Annotated in this window: 19 protein-coding genes; 3 read left to right on the top strand and 16 right to left on the bottom strand. The window is 40.1% G+C overall.

Annotated features, from left to right (window positions below; genetic code table 11):
- A partial coding sequence (locus ABZB17_RS11515) for a TonB-dependent receptor plug domain-containing protein (protein ID WP_372650380.1) occupies window positions 1-1,387 on the top strand: 1,387 nt, incomplete at its 5' end.
- 70 nt (window positions 1,388-1,457) lie between these two features.
- Here the strand turns inward: ABZB17_RS11515 and ABZB17_RS11510 are convergent.
- From ABZB17_RS11510 to ABZB17_RS11490, 5 genes are all read right to left on the bottom strand, one after another.
- A complete protein-coding gene (locus tag ABZB17_RS11510) occupies window positions 1,458-2,300 on the bottom strand; it encodes an SDR family oxidoreductase (RefSeq protein ID WP_372650378.1) in 843 nt (280 codons plus the stop codon).
- 118 nt (window positions 2,301-2,418) lie between these two features.
- Window positions 2,419-3,303 carry a 4,5-DOPA dioxygenase extradiol gene (gene ygiD / locus ABZB17_RS11505; RefSeq protein WP_372650376.1) on the bottom strand — a complete coding sequence of 295 codons (885 nt, stop codon included), beginning with the start codon at window positions 3,301-3,303 and terminating at the stop codon, window positions 2,419-2,421.
- Between the two features lie 84 nt (window positions 3,304-3,387).
- Window positions 3,388-3,951 (bottom strand): YceI family protein, encoded by a 564-nt coding sequence (locus tag ABZB17_RS11500; RefSeq protein ID WP_372650374.1) that lies wholly within the window; start codon window positions 3,949-3,951, stop codon window positions 3,388-3,390.
- A gap of 11 nt (window positions 3,952-3,962) precedes the next feature.
- Complete coding sequence (locus ABZB17_RS11495) at window positions 3,963-4,340, bottom strand: hypothetical protein (protein WP_372650372.1); 378 nt, start codon at window positions 4,338-4,340, stop codon at window positions 3,963-3,965.
- A 126-nt stretch (window positions 4,341-4,466) separates the two neighbouring features.
- Window positions 4,467-5,051 (bottom strand): Crp/Fnr family transcriptional regulator, encoded by a 585-nt coding sequence (locus ABZB17_RS11490; RefSeq protein ID WP_372650370.1) that lies wholly within the window; start codon window positions 5,049-5,051, stop codon window positions 4,467-4,469.
- A gap of 127 nt (window positions 5,052-5,178) precedes the next feature.
- Here ABZB17_RS11490 and ABZB17_RS11485 point away from each other — a divergent pair, with 127 nt between their 5' ends.
- Window positions 5,179-5,730 carry a DUF1697 domain-containing protein gene (locus ABZB17_RS11485; RefSeq protein ID WP_372650368.1) on the top strand — a complete coding sequence of 184 codons (552 nt, stop codon included), beginning with the start codon at window positions 5,179-5,181 and terminating at the stop codon, window positions 5,728-5,730.
- Here the strand turns inward: ABZB17_RS11485 and ABZB17_RS11480 are convergent.
- From ABZB17_RS11480 to ABZB17_RS11430, 11 genes are all read right to left on the bottom strand, one after another.
- Complete coding sequence (locus ABZB17_RS11480; RefSeq protein WP_372650366.1) at window positions 5,727-6,707, bottom strand: CHAD domain-containing protein; 981 nt, start codon at window positions 6,705-6,707, stop codon at window positions 5,727-5,729. The genes ABZB17_RS11485 and ABZB17_RS11480 overlap by 4 nt on opposite strands.
- Before the next feature lie 84 nt (window positions 6,708-6,791).
- Window positions 6,792-7,910: an ABC transporter permease gene (locus ABZB17_RS11475; RefSeq protein ID WP_372650364.1), complete on the bottom strand. Its 1,119-nt coding sequence runs from the start codon at window positions 7,908-7,910 to the stop codon at window positions 6,792-6,794.
- An 82-nt stretch (window positions 7,911-7,992) separates the two neighbouring features.
- The gene (locus ABZB17_RS11470) at window positions 7,993-8,331 is read right to left on the bottom strand and encodes a four helix bundle protein (RefSeq protein WP_372650362.1); all 339 of its coding nucleotides are present in this window, start codon (window positions 8,329-8,331) and stop codon (window positions 7,993-7,995) included.
- Between the two features lie 71 nt (window positions 8,332-8,402).
- Window positions 8,403-9,509 (bottom strand): ABC transporter permease, encoded by a 1,107-nt coding sequence (locus tag ABZB17_RS11465; protein WP_372650360.1) that lies wholly within the window; start codon window positions 9,507-9,509, stop codon window positions 8,403-8,405.
- An 81-nt stretch (window positions 9,510-9,590) separates the two neighbouring features.
- Complete coding sequence (locus ABZB17_RS11460) at window positions 9,591-10,316, bottom strand: ABC transporter ATP-binding protein (protein ID WP_372650358.1); 726 nt, start codon at window positions 10,314-10,316, stop codon at window positions 9,591-9,593.
- A gap of 81 nt (window positions 10,317-10,397) precedes the next feature.
- Entirely contained in the window at window positions 10,398-10,772 is a 375-nt protein-coding gene (locus tag ABZB17_RS11455; RefSeq protein ID WP_372650357.1) for a four helix bundle protein, read from the bottom strand.
- A gap of 49 nt (window positions 10,773-10,821) precedes the next feature.
- Window positions 10,822-11,724 carry an ABC transporter ATP-binding protein gene (locus tag ABZB17_RS11450; RefSeq protein ID WP_372650355.1) on the bottom strand — a complete coding sequence of 301 codons (903 nt, stop codon included), beginning with the start codon at window positions 11,722-11,724 and terminating at the stop codon, window positions 10,822-10,824.
- Between the two features lie 30 nt (window positions 11,725-11,754).
- Window positions 11,755-12,132: a four helix bundle protein gene (locus ABZB17_RS11445; protein ID WP_372650354.1), complete on the bottom strand. Its 378-nt coding sequence runs from the start codon at window positions 12,130-12,132 to the stop codon at window positions 11,755-11,757.
- Between the two features lie 74 nt (window positions 12,133-12,206).
- Window positions 12,207-13,088 carry an HlyD family secretion protein gene (locus ABZB17_RS11440; RefSeq protein WP_372650352.1) on the bottom strand — a complete coding sequence of 294 codons (882 nt, stop codon included), beginning with the start codon at window positions 13,086-13,088 and terminating at the stop codon, window positions 12,207-12,209.
- Between the two features lie 27 nt (window positions 13,089-13,115).
- Window positions 13,116-14,393, bottom strand: a complete 1,278-nt coding sequence (locus ABZB17_RS11435; protein WP_372650350.1) for a TolC family protein — start codon at window positions 14,391-14,393, stop codon at window positions 13,116-13,118.
- Window positions 14,390-15,004, bottom strand: a complete 615-nt coding sequence (locus tag ABZB17_RS11430) for a TetR/AcrR family transcriptional regulator (protein WP_045026862.1) — start codon at window positions 15,002-15,004, stop codon at window positions 14,390-14,392. The genes ABZB17_RS11435 and ABZB17_RS11430 overlap by 4 nt, the downstream gene beginning before the upstream one ends.
- A gap of 164 nt (window positions 15,005-15,168) precedes the next feature.
- Between ABZB17_RS11430 and ABZB17_RS11425 the strand changes: the two genes are divergently transcribed.
- Window positions 15,169-15,677: DUF1080 domain-containing protein (locus ABZB17_RS11425; RefSeq protein ID WP_372650348.1), on the top strand; the 509-nt coding region annotated here is incomplete at its 3' end.

Genomic DNA, 15,677 nt, shown 5'->3' with positions numbered 1-15,677 from the left:
TTCTGACGTAAAACCCGATTTTGTTTTTCGCGACTCCAACCTGAAGTATACATTTAAAGGGGATGCCGGAAGCCGGTTTTCGCTTAGTTTATACGGAGGTGGCGATGATTTTAATTACGATATGGATGCCCGTATAGCAGGTGTTTTATGGACGCGGGAGGAGCAGGAACAGAATAACCAGTTGGGCGGATCGGCACAGTTGAATTATCCCTGGAGAAATGGGGATGCTACCAACCTGACTTTTGCCTATTCGGCATTCGAGCGTAAGTTGTACCAAAAAGCCCAAACAGAAAGGTCTCAAGACGGGTTTATCGAAATAAAGAGTCATTTAGACTCGGAAAATACAGTGGACGAACTAAGTTTTAACGCCGAACATACTCTTAATTTTCGTCAGGGACATCGCTTGTTGGTTGGCGCAGGAGTAATTAACAACAATGTTGAATTAGCGCGTTTTTCCGAGGGCGAACAACAGATTGATATAAATAACCAATCGCCACGTGTTTATTCTTATCTTCAGGATGAATATCCGTTAGGGGAGTTAATGGAGCTAAAAACAGGAGTTCGGTTAATATATAACTCCAAACCAAATAAATGGTATGTTGAGCCTCGTCTTTCGGCATCGCTCTCTGTTTTTGATGAACTGAAAATAAACGCTTCGTGGGGCTGGTACAACCAGTTTCTATCGAAAACAACGGTGCTTGACAGTACAAATAATTACACCGAGTTTTGGACGAATTCCGATGAGGAACAAATTCCGGTTTTAAATGCCGAACATTTTGTAGTCGGATTATCCTATCAAAAAAATGGTTTTACAGCCAGTGCTGAGGCTTTTTATAAAACCACTGACGGTTTGAGTCGTTATAGAAATGGTAATTTACGCATTAGCCAGGGATTTTATGAAGGGAAGGCAAGAAGTAAAGGCCTTGATATTTTTCTTAAAAAAGAATACAAGCGGAACATGGCCTGGATTTCGTACACCTTGAGTAACACGGAGGAGCAGTTTCCCTATTTTAGGGTTAATGTTTGGCGGCCGGCACCACACCAGCAAAAGCACGAGATAAAATTCGCCGGGGTTTGCAATTATAAATCGTTCTACCTCTCGGCAAATTATGTATACGGCTCTGGTTTCGAACGTTATGATTTGGAAGTTGATAACGATCTGAATTTTGATAAAGCTTACAGCAGGATGGATGCGGCTTTGGTTTATAAATTCAAACCAGGAAAAGTGAAAGCTGAAGCCGGAATCTCAGTGCTTAATATTTTTAATACGGAGAATATTAAATACTCGAATATCAGAATCAGCACCATAGATGAGGTTAGCCTGATCGGTGTATATTCCGATGCGATTGCGTTTACTCCTGCTTTATTTCTGAATATTGAGTTGTAATAAAAAAGCTGCCTGCATATTCCTTTTACGGAAATTGAAGACAGCTTTTATTAGTTCTATCTTGCCCGAATTACAATACAGCTTTTACAGCATCAGATAGCGGAGTTGTTGGTCTTCCAATTAAATCTGAAAGTTGTTTTGAGTCATCAAAAAGATCATTGTTCGAGGCTCCGGTATCCCATCCGGCAATTGCATCGGCAAACATCTCCGGCAATCCAACGCTTTTTAATATTTTGGCGTATTCACCTTCAGGAAGGTTGTTATATGGAATAGCCTTCCCTGTTTGTTTTGATATCTCTGCAGCCAGGTCGGTTAGAGTATAACTTTCATCACCAGCTAATTCGAATAGTTTACCTTTGTATTTCTCATTTGTCAATACAACTGCTGCAGCTTCAGCAAAGTCGGCACGGGTAGCTGACGAGATTTTTCCATCACCTGCGCTTCCAACAAATGCTCCTGCGCCCAATGCTCCAGCTATCGAACCAGTGTAATTTTCGGTGTACCAGCCGTTACGCAAAATGGTATGTTCAACACCCGAGTTTTTCAATGCTGCTTCGCTTGCCAGGTGTTCGCCTGCCAAACTTAACGATGAGGTGTCGGCATGTAATAAACTGGTGTATACGATCCAGCTAACACCGGCTTTTTTCGCAGCGTCAATAACGTTTTTGTGTTGTTGTTCGCGTTTACCTATCTCGCTGCTTGAAATCAGTAGTAATCTATCGATACCTGATAATGCTCCGGTTAGTTCTTCCGGTTTCTCGTAGTCGAAGGCACGTACTTCAACGCCAAGTCCGGCAGCTTTTTCAGGTGTGCGCACCAGTGCCACAATGTTTTCTGCTACTGTTTTTTGTTTTAATTGTTCAACCACCAATTGTCCTAATTGTCCTGTTGCTCCTGTTACTCCTATTTTCATTTTATTCTATTTTAAATTTAAACTTTGAGTTATTCTATTTTCTCGCAGATTTCGCTGAAAGCGCTGATTTGTATGAATTTTTGTCTGCGAACATCTGCGCAATCTGCGTGCAACTTTTTTACCCGATTTTTACAGAGGTCATGGCCAATGATCCACCAACCGGTTCATCATTAAAAATGCTTATTTCATCTTTTTTATCCTGCAGTGCCAACGCGTAAAGCAATGGCAAATAATGCTCCGGTGTCGGGATTGATAACTTGAATGCCCTGCCCAATTTTGAATAGTTGATCAAATCGTGGTGATTACCGCTCATTATCAATTCTTTCATTTTATCATTGGCCTCATTGGCCCAGTCAAAACCAAAATTCTCGTTCAGTTTTTCCCAGTGTACCATTCGTAAATTATGTACGTTGTTACCGCTGCCCACTATTAAAATCCCTTTTTCACGTAGTTTATTTAGCTCCTGAGCAAGTTCATAATGTTCCTGTGGTGATTTTCTGTAATCCAAACTCAGTTGAATTATCGGAACATCGGCTTTGGGATACATGTGTCGGATAACCGACCAGGCTCCGTGATCGAGGCCCCACTTATCATCGAGATGAACGGTAGTGTTCTGCACGAGATCTTTTACATCCTGCGCCAGTTCGGGCATTCCCTGTGCCGGGTACTGCACATCATAAAGTTCCTGTGGGAAACCACCAAAATCGTGAATGGTTGCCGGTTGTTCCATGGCGGTAACACGTGTTCCCTGTGTTTGCCAATGTGCTGACACAACAACAATTGCTTTTGGCTTTTCAATTTCAGAAGACACCTTTCTGAAACCCTGAACGAATTCATTCTCCGATATGGCATTCATCGGGCTTCCGTGCCCCAGAAAAAGCACCGGCATTTTGGGCGTATTCTCCAACGATTCGGCTATTTTATTTAATGCGTTAAGTTTCATCCCTGCAACTGTTAGCGGCACTGCCGCAATAACTGTTTTTAAAAATTGTTTTCGTTCCATTTTTCACTTTCTCGCATCTGTTTTCAGATCTGTCGGCTGTAATCTCAAAACCGATTAATGCCTCATATTGTTCTCCGGTACTTTTTATAGTGCAAGAGAAATCTCGAGGGTGAAAATATCGTTTATGGCTTTGTCGCCCAGGTTATCGAAGAATGAGTTTGAGCCGTAACGTACATCAAATTTCGCTCGGTCAATCTCAACTTCTGCGTTGTAGGCATTTCCGTCTTTCACCACATCGAATGTAATTTCTTCAGTGTTTTCTTTAATGGTGAGTTTTCCTGTTATACTGGCTTTACTGTTTACGAATTTTGTTGCTTTGGTAACCACAAATTTTGATGTCGGGTATTTTTCAACACCAAAAAAATCATCTGATTTTAAGTGACCCACTAATTTCTGATTGTACTCTTCGTTATCTAGGTCTTTATTGGTAATGCTATTCATATCAATTACCACTTCGCCTCCAACAATGTTGTCGTTTTTGAATTCGAAATAACCGCTTTTTACATTGATTTCGCCGTGGTGAGATCCACCAATTTTTTTACCTGTCCATTTTACAAGCGATGCTTCTTGTTTTACTTCTTTTTTCTGTGCAAATGTTGCAACACTCGCTGCTAATACCAGCGCCAGTGCTAATCCTAATTTTTTCATTGTTCTAAATTTTAATTGTTATTATAAATTGTTTCACTAATTATTTGTCCATCGCAATTCCATTTTTGTAACGTAATGTGGCTGTACTTTTGTTCACCGATATCTTCGTGGGTGTAATCAAATTCCCATTCCACCACCGAAATTTTATCACCAATAATTACTTTTTTTACAATGGCTTTTCTGAATGTTGTTATGCCCGTAACCAGATTTTCTTCTTGCAAACGACACGCGTTTTTTCCAACGATCTTTTCACAATCGTTTTTTTGCCGGATTACATCGTCGGCATAAAACTTTTCGAATGCTTCTAAAATGTGTCCTCCAACAATCATGTCGTTAAGTTTTTCAACTCGCTCCTGTACCGATAATTTTTTTGGATCTATTTTTCGCATCGTGTTTTGTTTTAATTGTACGACACAAAAGTAGGACACTGCCATGCCTTGCACACTTGACCTATGTTAAGAAATGAAATTGATCTATGTTAAGGAGTTTAAAATGTAAATGAGTATTTCGCTGATTTATTGTTTCTTGCGAATTCGGCTCAGGCTTTCGGGCGTAATTCCAAGATAAGAAGCAATGAATACTAAAGGCACTCGCTGAAAAATGTCGGCATGTTCTTTTAGCATGTTGTTATAGCGGTCAACCGCCGATTCCCACATCATAGCGTTTAAACGTTCCAGCGCATTTATGTAGGCCTTTTGGAAAAGAATTCTAAAGTAGCGTTCTAATTTTGGAACTTCGTTGTAAAGTTGCTCCAGGCGATCAAACGAAATTCGCAGCAACTCGGAGTCTTCCAATGTTTCGATGTAATATTTCGAAGGGCGTTGCGAAAAGAAACTTTCCAGATCGCTGATCCAGCTGTTGTCTAATCTTATTTGGTAGATGTGCTCGATACCTTTTGCATCGACGTAATACGAGCGCAAACAACCTTTAATCACAAAATAAATGTATTTACAGGTTTCGTCGGGTTCCAGCAGGTCTTTTTTCTTTTTTACAGAAAGCGGTTCAAAAGCAGCTAAAATCAATTTTTTATCGTCTTCAGAAATATTGTCGACCCACTTTTTTATGTAGTAGATTAATTTGTGATCTGTTGCTGTTGTCATTTCGTTTTTTGCTAGCCTTTAAATTTAACGCTTACAATTCAACCTTTGTTCTTTCTATTGACGAAAATTGGTTTTGGTAAAAAAACGAAGTATAAGAACTAACTTTAGGACTTGATGTTATGGAAGTATGAAAACGTATGTAGCCATTTTGCGCGGAATAAATGTTAGCGGGAAAAACAAAATTAAGATGGATGTTTTGAAATCTTCATTCAGCAGCCTTGGCTTTGAACAGGTACAAACCTACATTCAAAGCGGGAATGTTGTTTTTCGTTATCAGGAGACAAGTTTCGATAATTTGGAAGAATTGATCAATAAACAAATTCGAAACGACTTTGGATTTGATGTGCCGGTGTTGGTTTTAGATGAAAAGAAATTGGCAAATATTGTTAAAAACAATCCGTTCGCAGGTGATGAAAATCGGGATGCTCAGTTCCTGCATGTTACTTTTTTGAAAGAACATCCGGCAAATGTGAATGAAGAAAAAATCAGTGTCCATGTAAAAGCCGGAGAGGAATTTGCGATTTCTGGTGGTGTGGTTTATGTGTATTGTCCGCATGGGTATGGAAAAACCAAACTCAACAATAACTTTTTCGAGAGCCAATTGAAAGTGAGCGCAACTACCCGCAATTGGAAAACCACTTTGAAGGTATTGGAAATGGCGAATGAAGCTGATGCTTAACTGCCGTCGCAATCACACTGAATATCATTCTTTGATTTGCGGCCACTAAAAAGCTTTAGATGTTTTTTATGCATCACCGCATTTTCCCAGTTTTTGAAAATGCGCAGGGCAAAAGCGTCGCTACTATCTGTAAAACATTGTTCGCCTAGATCCTGAACGCGTTTTCTGAGAACCGACCGACGGTTGTATAAATACCGCATCAGCTTTTTGCGTGAATCTTTATCGGAAATTAAAATGCTTTTGTTTTTTATTGCCTCATGAAATAAATTCAGGTCGTGCAGTTTTCCGAGCGTACTTCCCAATAAACTCAAATCGCGAATGTATACACGTATTGAATTGGGCCAGGCTTGATTCAGCAGCATTAAATGGTAGGTCAGGTATTTAACCTGTTTTCGCCAGTAGTGGTAAATCTCATCGTCATTTAAAAACTCGGTGGTTTCAAATGCGCCTCGTGCTTGTTTATAAATATGTTGCAGGCTTTTCAGAATGAACGATTCCGGATCGCCTGCAAAATTCAGGCTATGCATCATTTGCTGCAGGCTCAGTATCATCTGTTTTATGTCTTGTGAGTGTCCGGATTGTTTAAAATGGTCAAATGCGTTTTTTCTTTTTCTACGATGTTCGGATATAATTTTGTCGAGCGCTTTTGTAACCGCAGGATTACGCAACTTAACTTTTATTTCCCGGAGCAGTTCAATTTGTGAAGTATCGTCGCGTAACAGGGCTACTTCTTGCGCCAGATCGCGGTAGTAGCCATTCATTTCGTTGTAGTTGTCTTCGCCGATTTCGTGTCGCAGCAAACGCAACAAACCTCTTATTTTTTTTATGTTTGTGCGTACTTCATGTATGTAAAAGTGCTGGCGGTTGGTGCGGGTAATAAACTTCGCAGAATCGGAATGAAGTTTATCAAGCACACGAAAAATGCCCTCTTCAAAATATTCACGTTCTTTTATTTCCAGACTAAATTCTTCGTTCATAGTACTGCTTTAATAATCGACAATTCATGCCATTATGCTGCTTACAGATAAACGATATCTGAATAAAAAGGTTAACAGCTATTGCTATGCCGTTTTTCGGTAACGCCAAATAGCCAGGCTTAAGAATGTAATTCCTAAAATCGACAGGGAAACGAGTTCCTGCAAAAGGTCGGAAATGTTTGAGCCTTTTAGCACAACCATACGCATTACCCGCATAAAATAGTAAATGGGGTTAAGTCGGTCGATGGTTTGTGCCCAGTCGGGCATACTTTCAACCGGAGTAAAAATTCCTCCCATCAGAATAAAGATCATCATAAAAAAGAAACTGACGAACATAACCTGCTGCTGGGTGTCGGCTATTGTTGAGATAAACAGGCCGAGGCCAAGTACTCCGATGAGGTAAATGCCGGCCATAAAAAACAAGGTGAACAAACTGCCAACAATGGGGAGGTCGAAAACAATCCAGGCGATGGTTAATCCAAAAGCCAGATCGAATAAACCGATTATCCAGAACGGAACAAGTTTGCCAATAATAAACTGGTATTTTTTTAGCGGTGTTACGTTTAGTTGCTCAATGGTGCCGATTTCCTTTTCGCGCACCAGGTTCATTCCCGACATAAACATACCAATGATGGTAACAAGAATGGCCAGAATGCCAGGCGCCATAAACCATTTGTAATCCAACTCCGGGTTGTACCAGTAGTTCTCCGTAATTTCAACTTTTGTGGGTGGTGTAAATTCCGGGATTCCTTTCCATTCGGCAATAATGTTTTTGTTGAAATCGCTGATGATGTTGGCCGAATAGGAATAAATCAGCTGCGCCGAATTACTTTCGATAGCATTTATCAAAAGTTGCACTTTTGCCTCATTATCGCGAATGAGGTTACGTTCAAAATTGACCGGGAAAAGAAGAATAGCATCGGCTTCGTCATTTAATAGTTGGTCTTCGGCGAGTTTTTCAGATTGTTCTAAATGATGCACATGAAAAAAAGGAATTCCATCAAATTTGGCGATCAGGTGCCTTGAGTTTTCCGACATGTCGTGGTCAACCACAACCAGATCGATACGCTTCATATCGTAGGTTGCTGCAAAAACCAAAATCAGCATTTGCATAATCGGCACAACAAAGATCATCGGCAGGATGGTCTTGTTCCGAAATATTTGCCGGAATTCTTTTTGTAATATGTAGAGTATTGTTTTCATATGAATTAACAGCTTCAAGACACAAGTCGCAAGTTTCAAGAAATTCGAAACAAGCCATGGCTTCTAACTATCTGTTTATACTTTATTGTAAACCTGTTATCATTTTTTGTTCTTCTTGAACTTTATCGATGAGGGTGTTAAAATTATTATCAGAGATAAATTCTAATTCATGGGCAAGAATGATTTGTGTTTCCAACTCGAATGATGAGCCAAGAGAAATGTCCAAAAAACGATTGACTTCTTTGTTTGAACCTCGTCCTGCGCCTTCTGCAACATTAGAAGGTATAGAAACAGCCGAACGTCTCATTTGACCGGTCAGTCCATACAATTCTTCTTGTGGAAAGAGTTTGGATGTTTTATAAGTATCAACGACTAACTTTATGCCTTTTTGCCAAACTTTTAAATTCTTAAAATCTTTCATTGTGTATATTTAAATGGTTAATAAACATTTCTATTCGCACCTACTTGAAACTTGCAACTTGTAGCTTGAAACTATTCCAACCTAATCTTAAACTTCTTCACACTCACCGCAATAAAAAACAATGTCATACCAATTAAAACAGCTGTCTCTTTCCAAATAAAAAGGATGCCGGATCCTTTCAGCATAATGGTTCGTACGATCGTAATGAAATAACGGGCGGGCATTATATGACTGAAATATTGCAGGGGAACGGGCATATTTTCTATTGGGAAAATAAAACCCGATAAAAGAATGGTTGGCAGCATTAGTCCGATCATTGAAATAAACATAGCTGCCATTTGGTTCTTTGCTGCCGTTGAAATTAAGATTCCCAGGCATAGTGCCATCAGGATGAAAAGGATGGTTTCCAGCATCAATAAAATGAAACTGCCATTTACGGGGACACCAAATACAAAATGCCCGATTAGCACTATAATAAAGGCATTGGCGATTGACAATAAAAGATAGGGGAGTACCTTGCCAACAATAATTTGCACGGGGCGAAGTGGCGAAACAAGCAGAATTTCCATCGTCCCCAATTCCTTTTCGCGGGTGATTGAAATGGATGTCATCATAGCCGAAATGAGCATTAAAATCAGCGCCATTACTCCCGGAACGAACATGTAAGCACTTTTCATCTCTTCGTTAAAGTACATGCGTACTTCGGGGGTAATTTGCATGGGCAGCTGCATTTCGGGATACAGTTTGCGTATGTAGTCGTTTACGATAGCAGTTGTGTAGGAAATGGCCAGTTTGGCGATGTTCGGATCGGAAGCATCGGCAATCAACTGCATTTTGGCAATGCCTTCTTTCCCGAGTGTTTGTCCGAAATTGTTCTCAAAAACAATCACCTCACGCACTTTCCCTTTTCTGAAAATGGCGTCGATATCGTCAAGGTTATCCAGATTTTCATCTAATATAAAATAGCCCGATGATAGCAGTTTATTCGTGATTTCCTGTGTCGTTTCGTCTTTCGACTGGTCGTAAATGGCAATGTGCACATCCTTGATTTCGCTTTTTATCACTGTTCCGAAAACCAGCAGTTGCGCTACCGGAATGCCAAAAAGTATCAGCATCGTCCGCGGATCGCGAAAAATGTGGAAGAACTCTTTTTTTATGAATGACTTTAGTTGTTTCATTTTCTCAATTAGTTTCAAGTTTCTAGACGCAAGTTTCAAGCCGACAGAACTTGTAACTTGTAGCTTGTGACTTGTATCTTTTCATCGTGCTATCTTCAAAAACACCTCGTCCATGTTTGTTGCCTTGTATTTTTCTTTCAGTTTTGCCGGCGTGTCGAGTGCTTCAATTTTCCCGGCATTCATTATCGAAACGCGATCGCAATATTCGGCTTCATCCATATAATGTGTAGTTACAAAAACGGTGATGCCATTGTGGGCTGCTTCGTAAATCAAGTCCCAGAATTTACGCCGTGTAACCGGGTCAACACCTCCGGTTGGTTCATCGAGAAACACAATTTTTGGATCGTGAAAAATAGCCACCGAAAAAGCCAGTTTTTGTTTCCATCCCAACGGCAGATCGCCGATAAGTTTGTTTTTTACCTTCTCCAGTTCAAGCTTTTGTAACAGCTCAGCTTCTTTTACTTTACGCTGTTTGCGGCCAATTCCGTAAATTCCGGCATATAATTTAATGTTCTCTGAAATTGTCAGGTCTTCATACAACGAAAACTTCTGGCTCATGTAGCCAATGTTCTTTTTTATCCTTTCGGTTTCATGGTAAATATCAAAACCTGCAACTTCTACTTCGCCCGATGTTGGTGACGAGAGGCCACAAAGTATTCGAATTGCCGTTGTTTTTCCGGCTCCGTTGGCACCCAGAAACCCGAAGATCTCACCCTTTTTTACTTCAAACGTCAGGTTGTCGTTTGCGGTGAAATGCCCAAATTTCTTTATCAGGTTTCTTGCTGAAATGATTGTTTCTTTTTCCATGATAGATAGTTTGCAGTCTCAGTATTCAGTCTCAGTATTCAGTCTCAGAATGCAGTCCCAGTAATCAGGTTCAGTTTACAGTTAAAGAACCGGGGCGCTTCCGAATTTCTCAGGATGGGTCATCATATAATTTAACAGTTTACCAATTTCCACACATTCGTTATTTAGTTTCTTCTGAATGTCATTGTTCAGGTATTCACAGGCGAATGCAAAATCAAGCCAGGTTGCAGTTTCGCCGTTTTCTCCATCGGAGTCGGTAAGCTTGCTTAAGAAGTGTTTTGGATATCGTCTTTTTCGATAAGCTTCTGCAATGTTAGTGGATGTTGAACGGGAAGATCGTCGTATATGATCGGTAAGTGAATACTGCTCTTCTTTGGGAAAAGATTTCGAAATCTCAAAAATGTCCATCGCCAATTTAAAAGCTTTTTGATATACGATTAATTCTTTAAAATCCATGCTATTTATTTTTGTTTTACTGTTTACTGCGACTGTCAACTGCGACTTCTCATTGTTCCATTAAACTCATAAAAACATCTTCAATTCCGGCCGGAATTTCTTCTACAATTATTTTCTCATGACCAAGGTTTTGCAAATAACCTTCGAGTTCTATGGTTTCTACTTCATCATTGAAACCTGTAAAGTGGGCAAACTGACCAAAAGCATAAACTGCTTCCGCTTTTTTGTAAGCACGTAAATCGTTAATGAGTTTGTACATATTTTGGGCTCCCACCTGAATAATTTTTCGTGGAAATTTATCCGTTATGCGTTTTGGAGAATCTACATCGAGAATCTGTCCGTTTTGGATTAGTGCCACCCGGTCGCACAGGTCGGCTTCGTCCATATAGGGTGTTGATACCAAAATGGTGATACCTTTTTGCTGAAGGTTTTTCAGCATTTCCCAAAACTCTTTTCGCGAAACGGCATCTACGCCGGTTGTTGGTTCGTCGAGCACCAGAATTTTGGGTTTATGGATTAAAGCACACGAAAGTGCCAGCTTTTGTTTCATTCCGCCCGACAGTTTTCCGGCCCGGCGAGTTTTAAACGGCTCAATCTGGTAATAGATGTCACGAATCAAATCGTAATTCTCCTGAACAGTTGTACCAAAAACAGTGGCAAAAAAGTTCAGGTTTTCCTCCACACTTAGGTCCTGATACAACGAAAACCGCCCCGGCATGTAACCAACCATTTTGCGGATCTGTTTGTAATTTTTAACCACATCGAGGCCATCAAGTTTTGCTTCACCGGAATCGGGCAAAAGCAGAGTCATAAGAATGCGGATTAAAGTTGATTTCCCGGCACCGTCAGGTCCGATCAATCCAAAAAGTTCTCCTTCATCCACGTGTAGATTGATACCCGAAAGTGCCTTGGTTTCTTTATAGGATTTTGTTATGTTGTTTATTTTGATCATTTTATAAGTTTTCAGTCGCAGTCACAGTTTTCAGTCCAGAACTTTACTGCTACCAAATTTTTCAGGATTGCTCATCATGTAATTCAATAGTTTCCCAATCTCCACACATTCGTCAGATAACTTTTCATGGATGTCATTGCCTAAGTATTCACACTCATACGCAAAATCAAGCCAGGTAACAGTTTCGCTGTTTTCGCCATCGGAGTCGGTAAGTTTACTTAAGAAGTGTTTTGGATACCGTCTTTTTCGATATGCTTCGGCAATATTGGTGCACGTTGAGCGAGAGGATCTTCTGATTTGATCCGTAAGCGAGTACTTTTCTTCTTTTGGAAATGTTTTGGAAATTTCAAAAATATCCATGGCAAGTTTAAATGCCTTTTGATATGCGATTAATTTCTTAAAATCCATATTATTCAATTTTGTTGTTATACCAGCAAAATTGTCAACTGCGACTGACAACTGCGACTGCCTACTGCGACTGTTCACTGCCAACTAACTTCACCGGGCATCCCAATTTTCAAAGTTCCGTCATTTTTCACTGTTACTTTAACAGCGTAAACCAGTTTTACACGTTCCTCTTTGGTTTGAATGATCTTTGGTGTAAATTCTGCTTCCGAAGAAATCCATGTAATTGTTCCGGTGAAATGTTGGTTTTCGGTAGCATTCTGATCGACTAATACATCAATCTGCTGACCCAGTTTTATATGCGGAAGCTGGGCACCGCTTACATACACTTTTAGTTCCAGTTCGCTGATATCGGCAATTTTAAAAAGTGCTTTTCCGGCAGCGGTTAGTTCTCCTTGCTCGGCGTAAGTTTCCAATATGGTTCCTGAAACCGGAGATTTGATACTGCAACGGTTTAGCTGATCATTTACCGAAGCTTTCTGTGCTTCCAAAACTTCCTGTTCTTTACTAATAAGTGTGAACTGTGTTTTTGTATTTGCAATCTGTTTGTCGATTACACTGATCTGCCCCTGAATATCGTCGAGTTGCTTTTGAGTGGCAGCCCCGTCTTTCAGCATTTTCTGAACGCGTTGTTCGTTGATCTTTAGGATTGCTTTTTGCTCTTCGAATACAGCAATTTGCGACTGAATCGACTGGCGCTTAGCTACAACTGCTGTTTGTTGTGCATCAAGTTGTAACAATTGTAAATGTAGCTTTACCGTATCAACAAGCGCAGCAGAATAGCCCGCCTCAATTTTATCACCTTTGTCAACATTTAGTTCAAGGATCTTTCCCGGAGTTTCTGCAGAAACAATAACAGTTTCAGCCTCGAAATTGCCATAAGCGTCGGCCGTGTCGTTATTTGACTGGCAGGCGAAGAAAAGAAATGGCAGAGAAATAATGTAAAATATCTTTTTCATGGTATCAATGTTTTTACTTGTATCTTTTTAGTTCTGTGTTGTTGAACCCGGCAAGGTTTTTCCTTTAATGAGGACATATTTCTCGCGGGCTTCGTTCAGTTGAATTTTGTGTAGTTCCTGCTTTAGTTTTGCTACTGTTTCTGCTTGCAATTCCTGAACATAGTCGGAAGTTGTAATTGTTTCGTTCTCCAATTTTGAGGCGGCGGCTTTCGTAATTCCGGAACGCAGTTCTACCAGTTCTTCATCGTTGTTGATTAATTGTTCCAGTTTCCCAATTTGCTCTTTTTGTTGAATAAGTAAAAGATTGAGGTTTTGTATAAATGTGGCTTCCTGGCTTTGAAGCATTTCTTGCTGAAGTTGCAAAACCTGTCTTTGTCGCGAAGTTTGTTTCCAGTCGAAGGCATTCCACGAAACGCCCACACCAAAAAGGTAGTATCCTTTAAATTCGTCGAGTAACATGTTCAATCCCGGTTTGCCATAACCTAACTGGCCAAATCCGAAAAGTTTTGGATTTCTGGTTTTGGAAAGCATATCGCTTTGAACCACCAACTGTTCGCGTTGATTGCCCAGCAATTGTAATTCCGGACGCAGCAATTCATAATTGAATGAAAAGTTGGTTTGATAGGTGAATGTTCTGTTTTTATCAAACTGCTTTCCGGTTAACGATTCAAGCATTTGGCGCGATGCATTTTTTGCAGCGTCCAGCTCTAAAATATTTTGTTCAAGGTTTATTTGCTCGGCTTTTAATACCATTGCTGCCGAAGGTTCAGTCACTCCGTTACGAATTCCAGATTCAACGCGGCTCAATTGTTCATCAATGGTTCTTAATTGAGCGAGAATCACCTCTTTTTGCTGATCGACAACCAGGGCTGTAAAAAATGCCTGTGCAACCTGCTCATTCAGTTTATAGAGTTCCACCTCAAGTTGACTGAGGTTGCTGTTCAAAATGGCCGTTTCAAGGGTTTTATTTGTTTTGGTAAGCCCACCGTCCCAAATGGTTTGTTGCAACTCGGCGTAAGCATTGTAACGATCTTTCGATACAGTTGGAATTGATATTCCGGGCATTGAAACAGGAACCTCGGTTACTGCCGATTGATAACTAATTTGCCCGTTTAAAGTTACTTGCGGCAAATAGTTCGTCTCGTGGTTTTTTATGGAAAGCGAATTAATTTCTTTCCACAATTCCGTCTGTTTCAGGTTGGGATAGTTTTGCCGTGCCCACATATAACAACTGTCTAATTGAACGTTGTTTTGGGCAACTGCCAACTGAACCGGAAATAACAATAGAATCAGGATCTTTCTCATTTTATCAGGATTGAGTGAAGGACAAACTCCTTTACGGTTACTTTTCTTTTTTCGATAAATTCGTTGTAGCTTTTTGGGTCATCATCAAAAAACAACAAAGACAATAGAGGTTTTGAGGCAATCGGAAAGATGATTAAACTAAGTATGCTAATCAATAGGTCGCGCGGGTCCATAGTTCGGATCGTTCCCTTCTCTATTTCGTTTTTGAACATCTCAACAACTTTTTTGGGTTCCAGTCCGCTGCTTCTAATCAATCCTTCCAAAAACTCCGGATCCTGGTGAATTTCTTTTAGGATAAAAGTTGGCAGGAAAGGGTTTTTCATCAAAACATCAATATAATTTTCAATAAAGAATTCCAGCTTTACTTCAATCGGTTGGTCCGACTGAACCATGCGCATTACATTGGGTATTATTTTTGAAAAAAGACTTTCGAACGTAGCGTTAAACAACTGTTGTTTCGAACGAAAATAATAGTGAAGCAATGCTTTGTTTATTCCGGCTTCATCGGCAATTTCCTGCATGCGTGCTCCATCCATTCCTTTCCGAATAAAAACAGTTTGTGCGGCGCTCAGGATTTTTTCCTCGGTATTGTCTTTTTTTATGTTTGTCATGAAATGTAATTAACTAAATAGTTTAACCAATTGGTCAAAAGTAGGCGCTTAAATTTAAATATCCAAGAAAATAACCAAATAGTTTAACCAAATGGTTAATTTTTGTTTTTTGGATAATAGTTTATCTTTACTGAGCATTACTAAACCAATTAAAAATATTGATGATGACAACTACGTATAAGTTTATCCTTGTGGCATTAGTGGCGTGTTCGGTAGTTCTTTCGGCATGCAACTCAAAACCGAAAACACAACAAAAGGCTGAAAAATCAGGTGAGGAGTGGATTCAACTGTTCAACGGGAAAGATTTAAACGACTGGCAGGTAAAATTCAAAGGCGAGGTGCTGGGCGAAAATTATAAGAACACTTTCCGGGTTGAAGATGGTTTACTTCGGGTGTCGTACGAGAATTGGGAAGAGTGGAATGGTAAATTTGGCCACTTATTTTACAAAGATGAATTTTCGCATTACCGTTTGCGGGTTGAGTACCGGTTTATCGGGGAACAGGCAAAAAACGGACCCGGCTGGGCATTCAGAAACAACGGATTGATGATTCACGGACAAAGTGCCGAGTCTATGGAGTTGGATCAGGATTTTCCAACATCAATTGAAGTGCAGTTGTTGGGCGGCGTAACCGGACAAGGTGAACGTTCAACAATGAACCTTTGTACTCCCGG

It is taken from the genome of Draconibacterium sp., assembly GCF_041583095.1.
GTDB lineage: Bacteria > Bacteroidota > Bacteroidia > Bacteroidales > Prolixibacteraceae > Draconibacterium.
Note: the sequence above shows the minus strand (reverse complement) of the source record. Positions and strands in the feature narration are given on the sequence as shown.

Excerpts from the sequence above, each read along its gene's own strand:
- ABZB17_RS11480 (WP_372650366.1), bottom strand. The coding sequence starts at position 6,707 with ATGAACGAAGAATTTAGTCTGGAAATAAAAGAACGTGAATATTTTGAA.
- ABZB17_RS11465 (WP_372650360.1), bottom strand. The coding sequence starts at position 9,509 with ATGAAACAACTAAAGTCATTCATAAAAAAAGAGTTCTTCCACATTTTT.
- ABZB17_RS11455 (WP_372650357.1), bottom strand. The coding sequence starts at position 10,772 with ATGGATTTTAAAGAATTAATCGTATATCAAAAAGCTTTTAAATTGGCG.
- ABZB17_RS11440 (WP_372650352.1), bottom strand. The coding sequence starts at position 13,088 with ATGAAAAAGATATTTTACATTATTTCTCTGCCATTTCTTTTCTTCGCC.
- ABZB17_RS11475 (WP_372650364.1), bottom strand. The coding sequence starts at position 7,910 with ATGAAAACAATACTCTACATATTACAAAAAGAATTCCGGCAAATATTT.
- ygiD (WP_372650376.1), bottom strand. The coding sequence starts at position 3,303 with ATGGAACGAAAACAATTTTTAAAAACAGTTATTGCGGCAGTGCCGCTA.
- ABZB17_RS11490 (WP_372650370.1), bottom strand. The coding sequence starts at position 5,051 with ATGACAACAGCAACAGATCACAAATTAATCTACTACATAAAAAAGTGG.
- ABZB17_RS11460 (WP_372650358.1), bottom strand. The coding sequence starts at position 10,316 with ATGGAAAAAGAAACAATCATTTCAGCAAGAAACCTGATAAAGAAATTT.
- ABZB17_RS11430 (WP_045026862.1), bottom strand. The coding sequence starts at position 15,004 with ATGACAAACATAAAAAAAGACAATACCGAGGAAAAAATCCTGAGCGCC.
- ABZB17_RS11485 (WP_372650368.1), top strand. The coding sequence starts at position 5,179 with ATGAAAACGTATGTAGCCATTTTGCGCGGAATAAATGTTAGCGGGAAA.
- ABZB17_RS11435 (WP_372650350.1), bottom strand. The coding sequence starts at position 14,393 with ATGAGAAAGATCCTGATTCTATTGTTATTTCCGGTTCAGTTGGCAGTT.
- ABZB17_RS11500 (WP_372650374.1), bottom strand. The coding sequence starts at position 3,951 with ATGAAAAAATTAGGATTAGCACTGGCGCTGGTATTAGCAGCGAGTGTT.
- ABZB17_RS11445 (WP_372650354.1), bottom strand. The coding sequence starts at position 12,132 with ATGGATTTTAAGAAATTAATCGCATATCAAAAGGCATTTAAACTTGCC.
- ABZB17_RS11470 (WP_372650362.1), bottom strand. The coding sequence starts at position 8,331 with ATGAAAGATTTTAAGAATTTAAAAGTTTGGCAAAAAGGCATAAAGTTA.
- ABZB17_RS11510 (WP_372650378.1), bottom strand. The coding sequence starts at position 2,300 with ATGAAAATAGGAGTAACAGGAGCAACAGGACAATTAGGACAATTGGTG.
- ABZB17_RS11450 (WP_372650355.1), bottom strand. The coding sequence starts at position 11,724 with ATGATCAAAATAAACAACATAACAAAATCCTATAAAGAAACCAAGGCA.
- ABZB17_RS11495 (WP_372650372.1), bottom strand. The coding sequence starts at position 4,340 with ATGCGAAAAATAGATCCAAAAAAATTATCGGTACAGGAGCGAGTTGAA.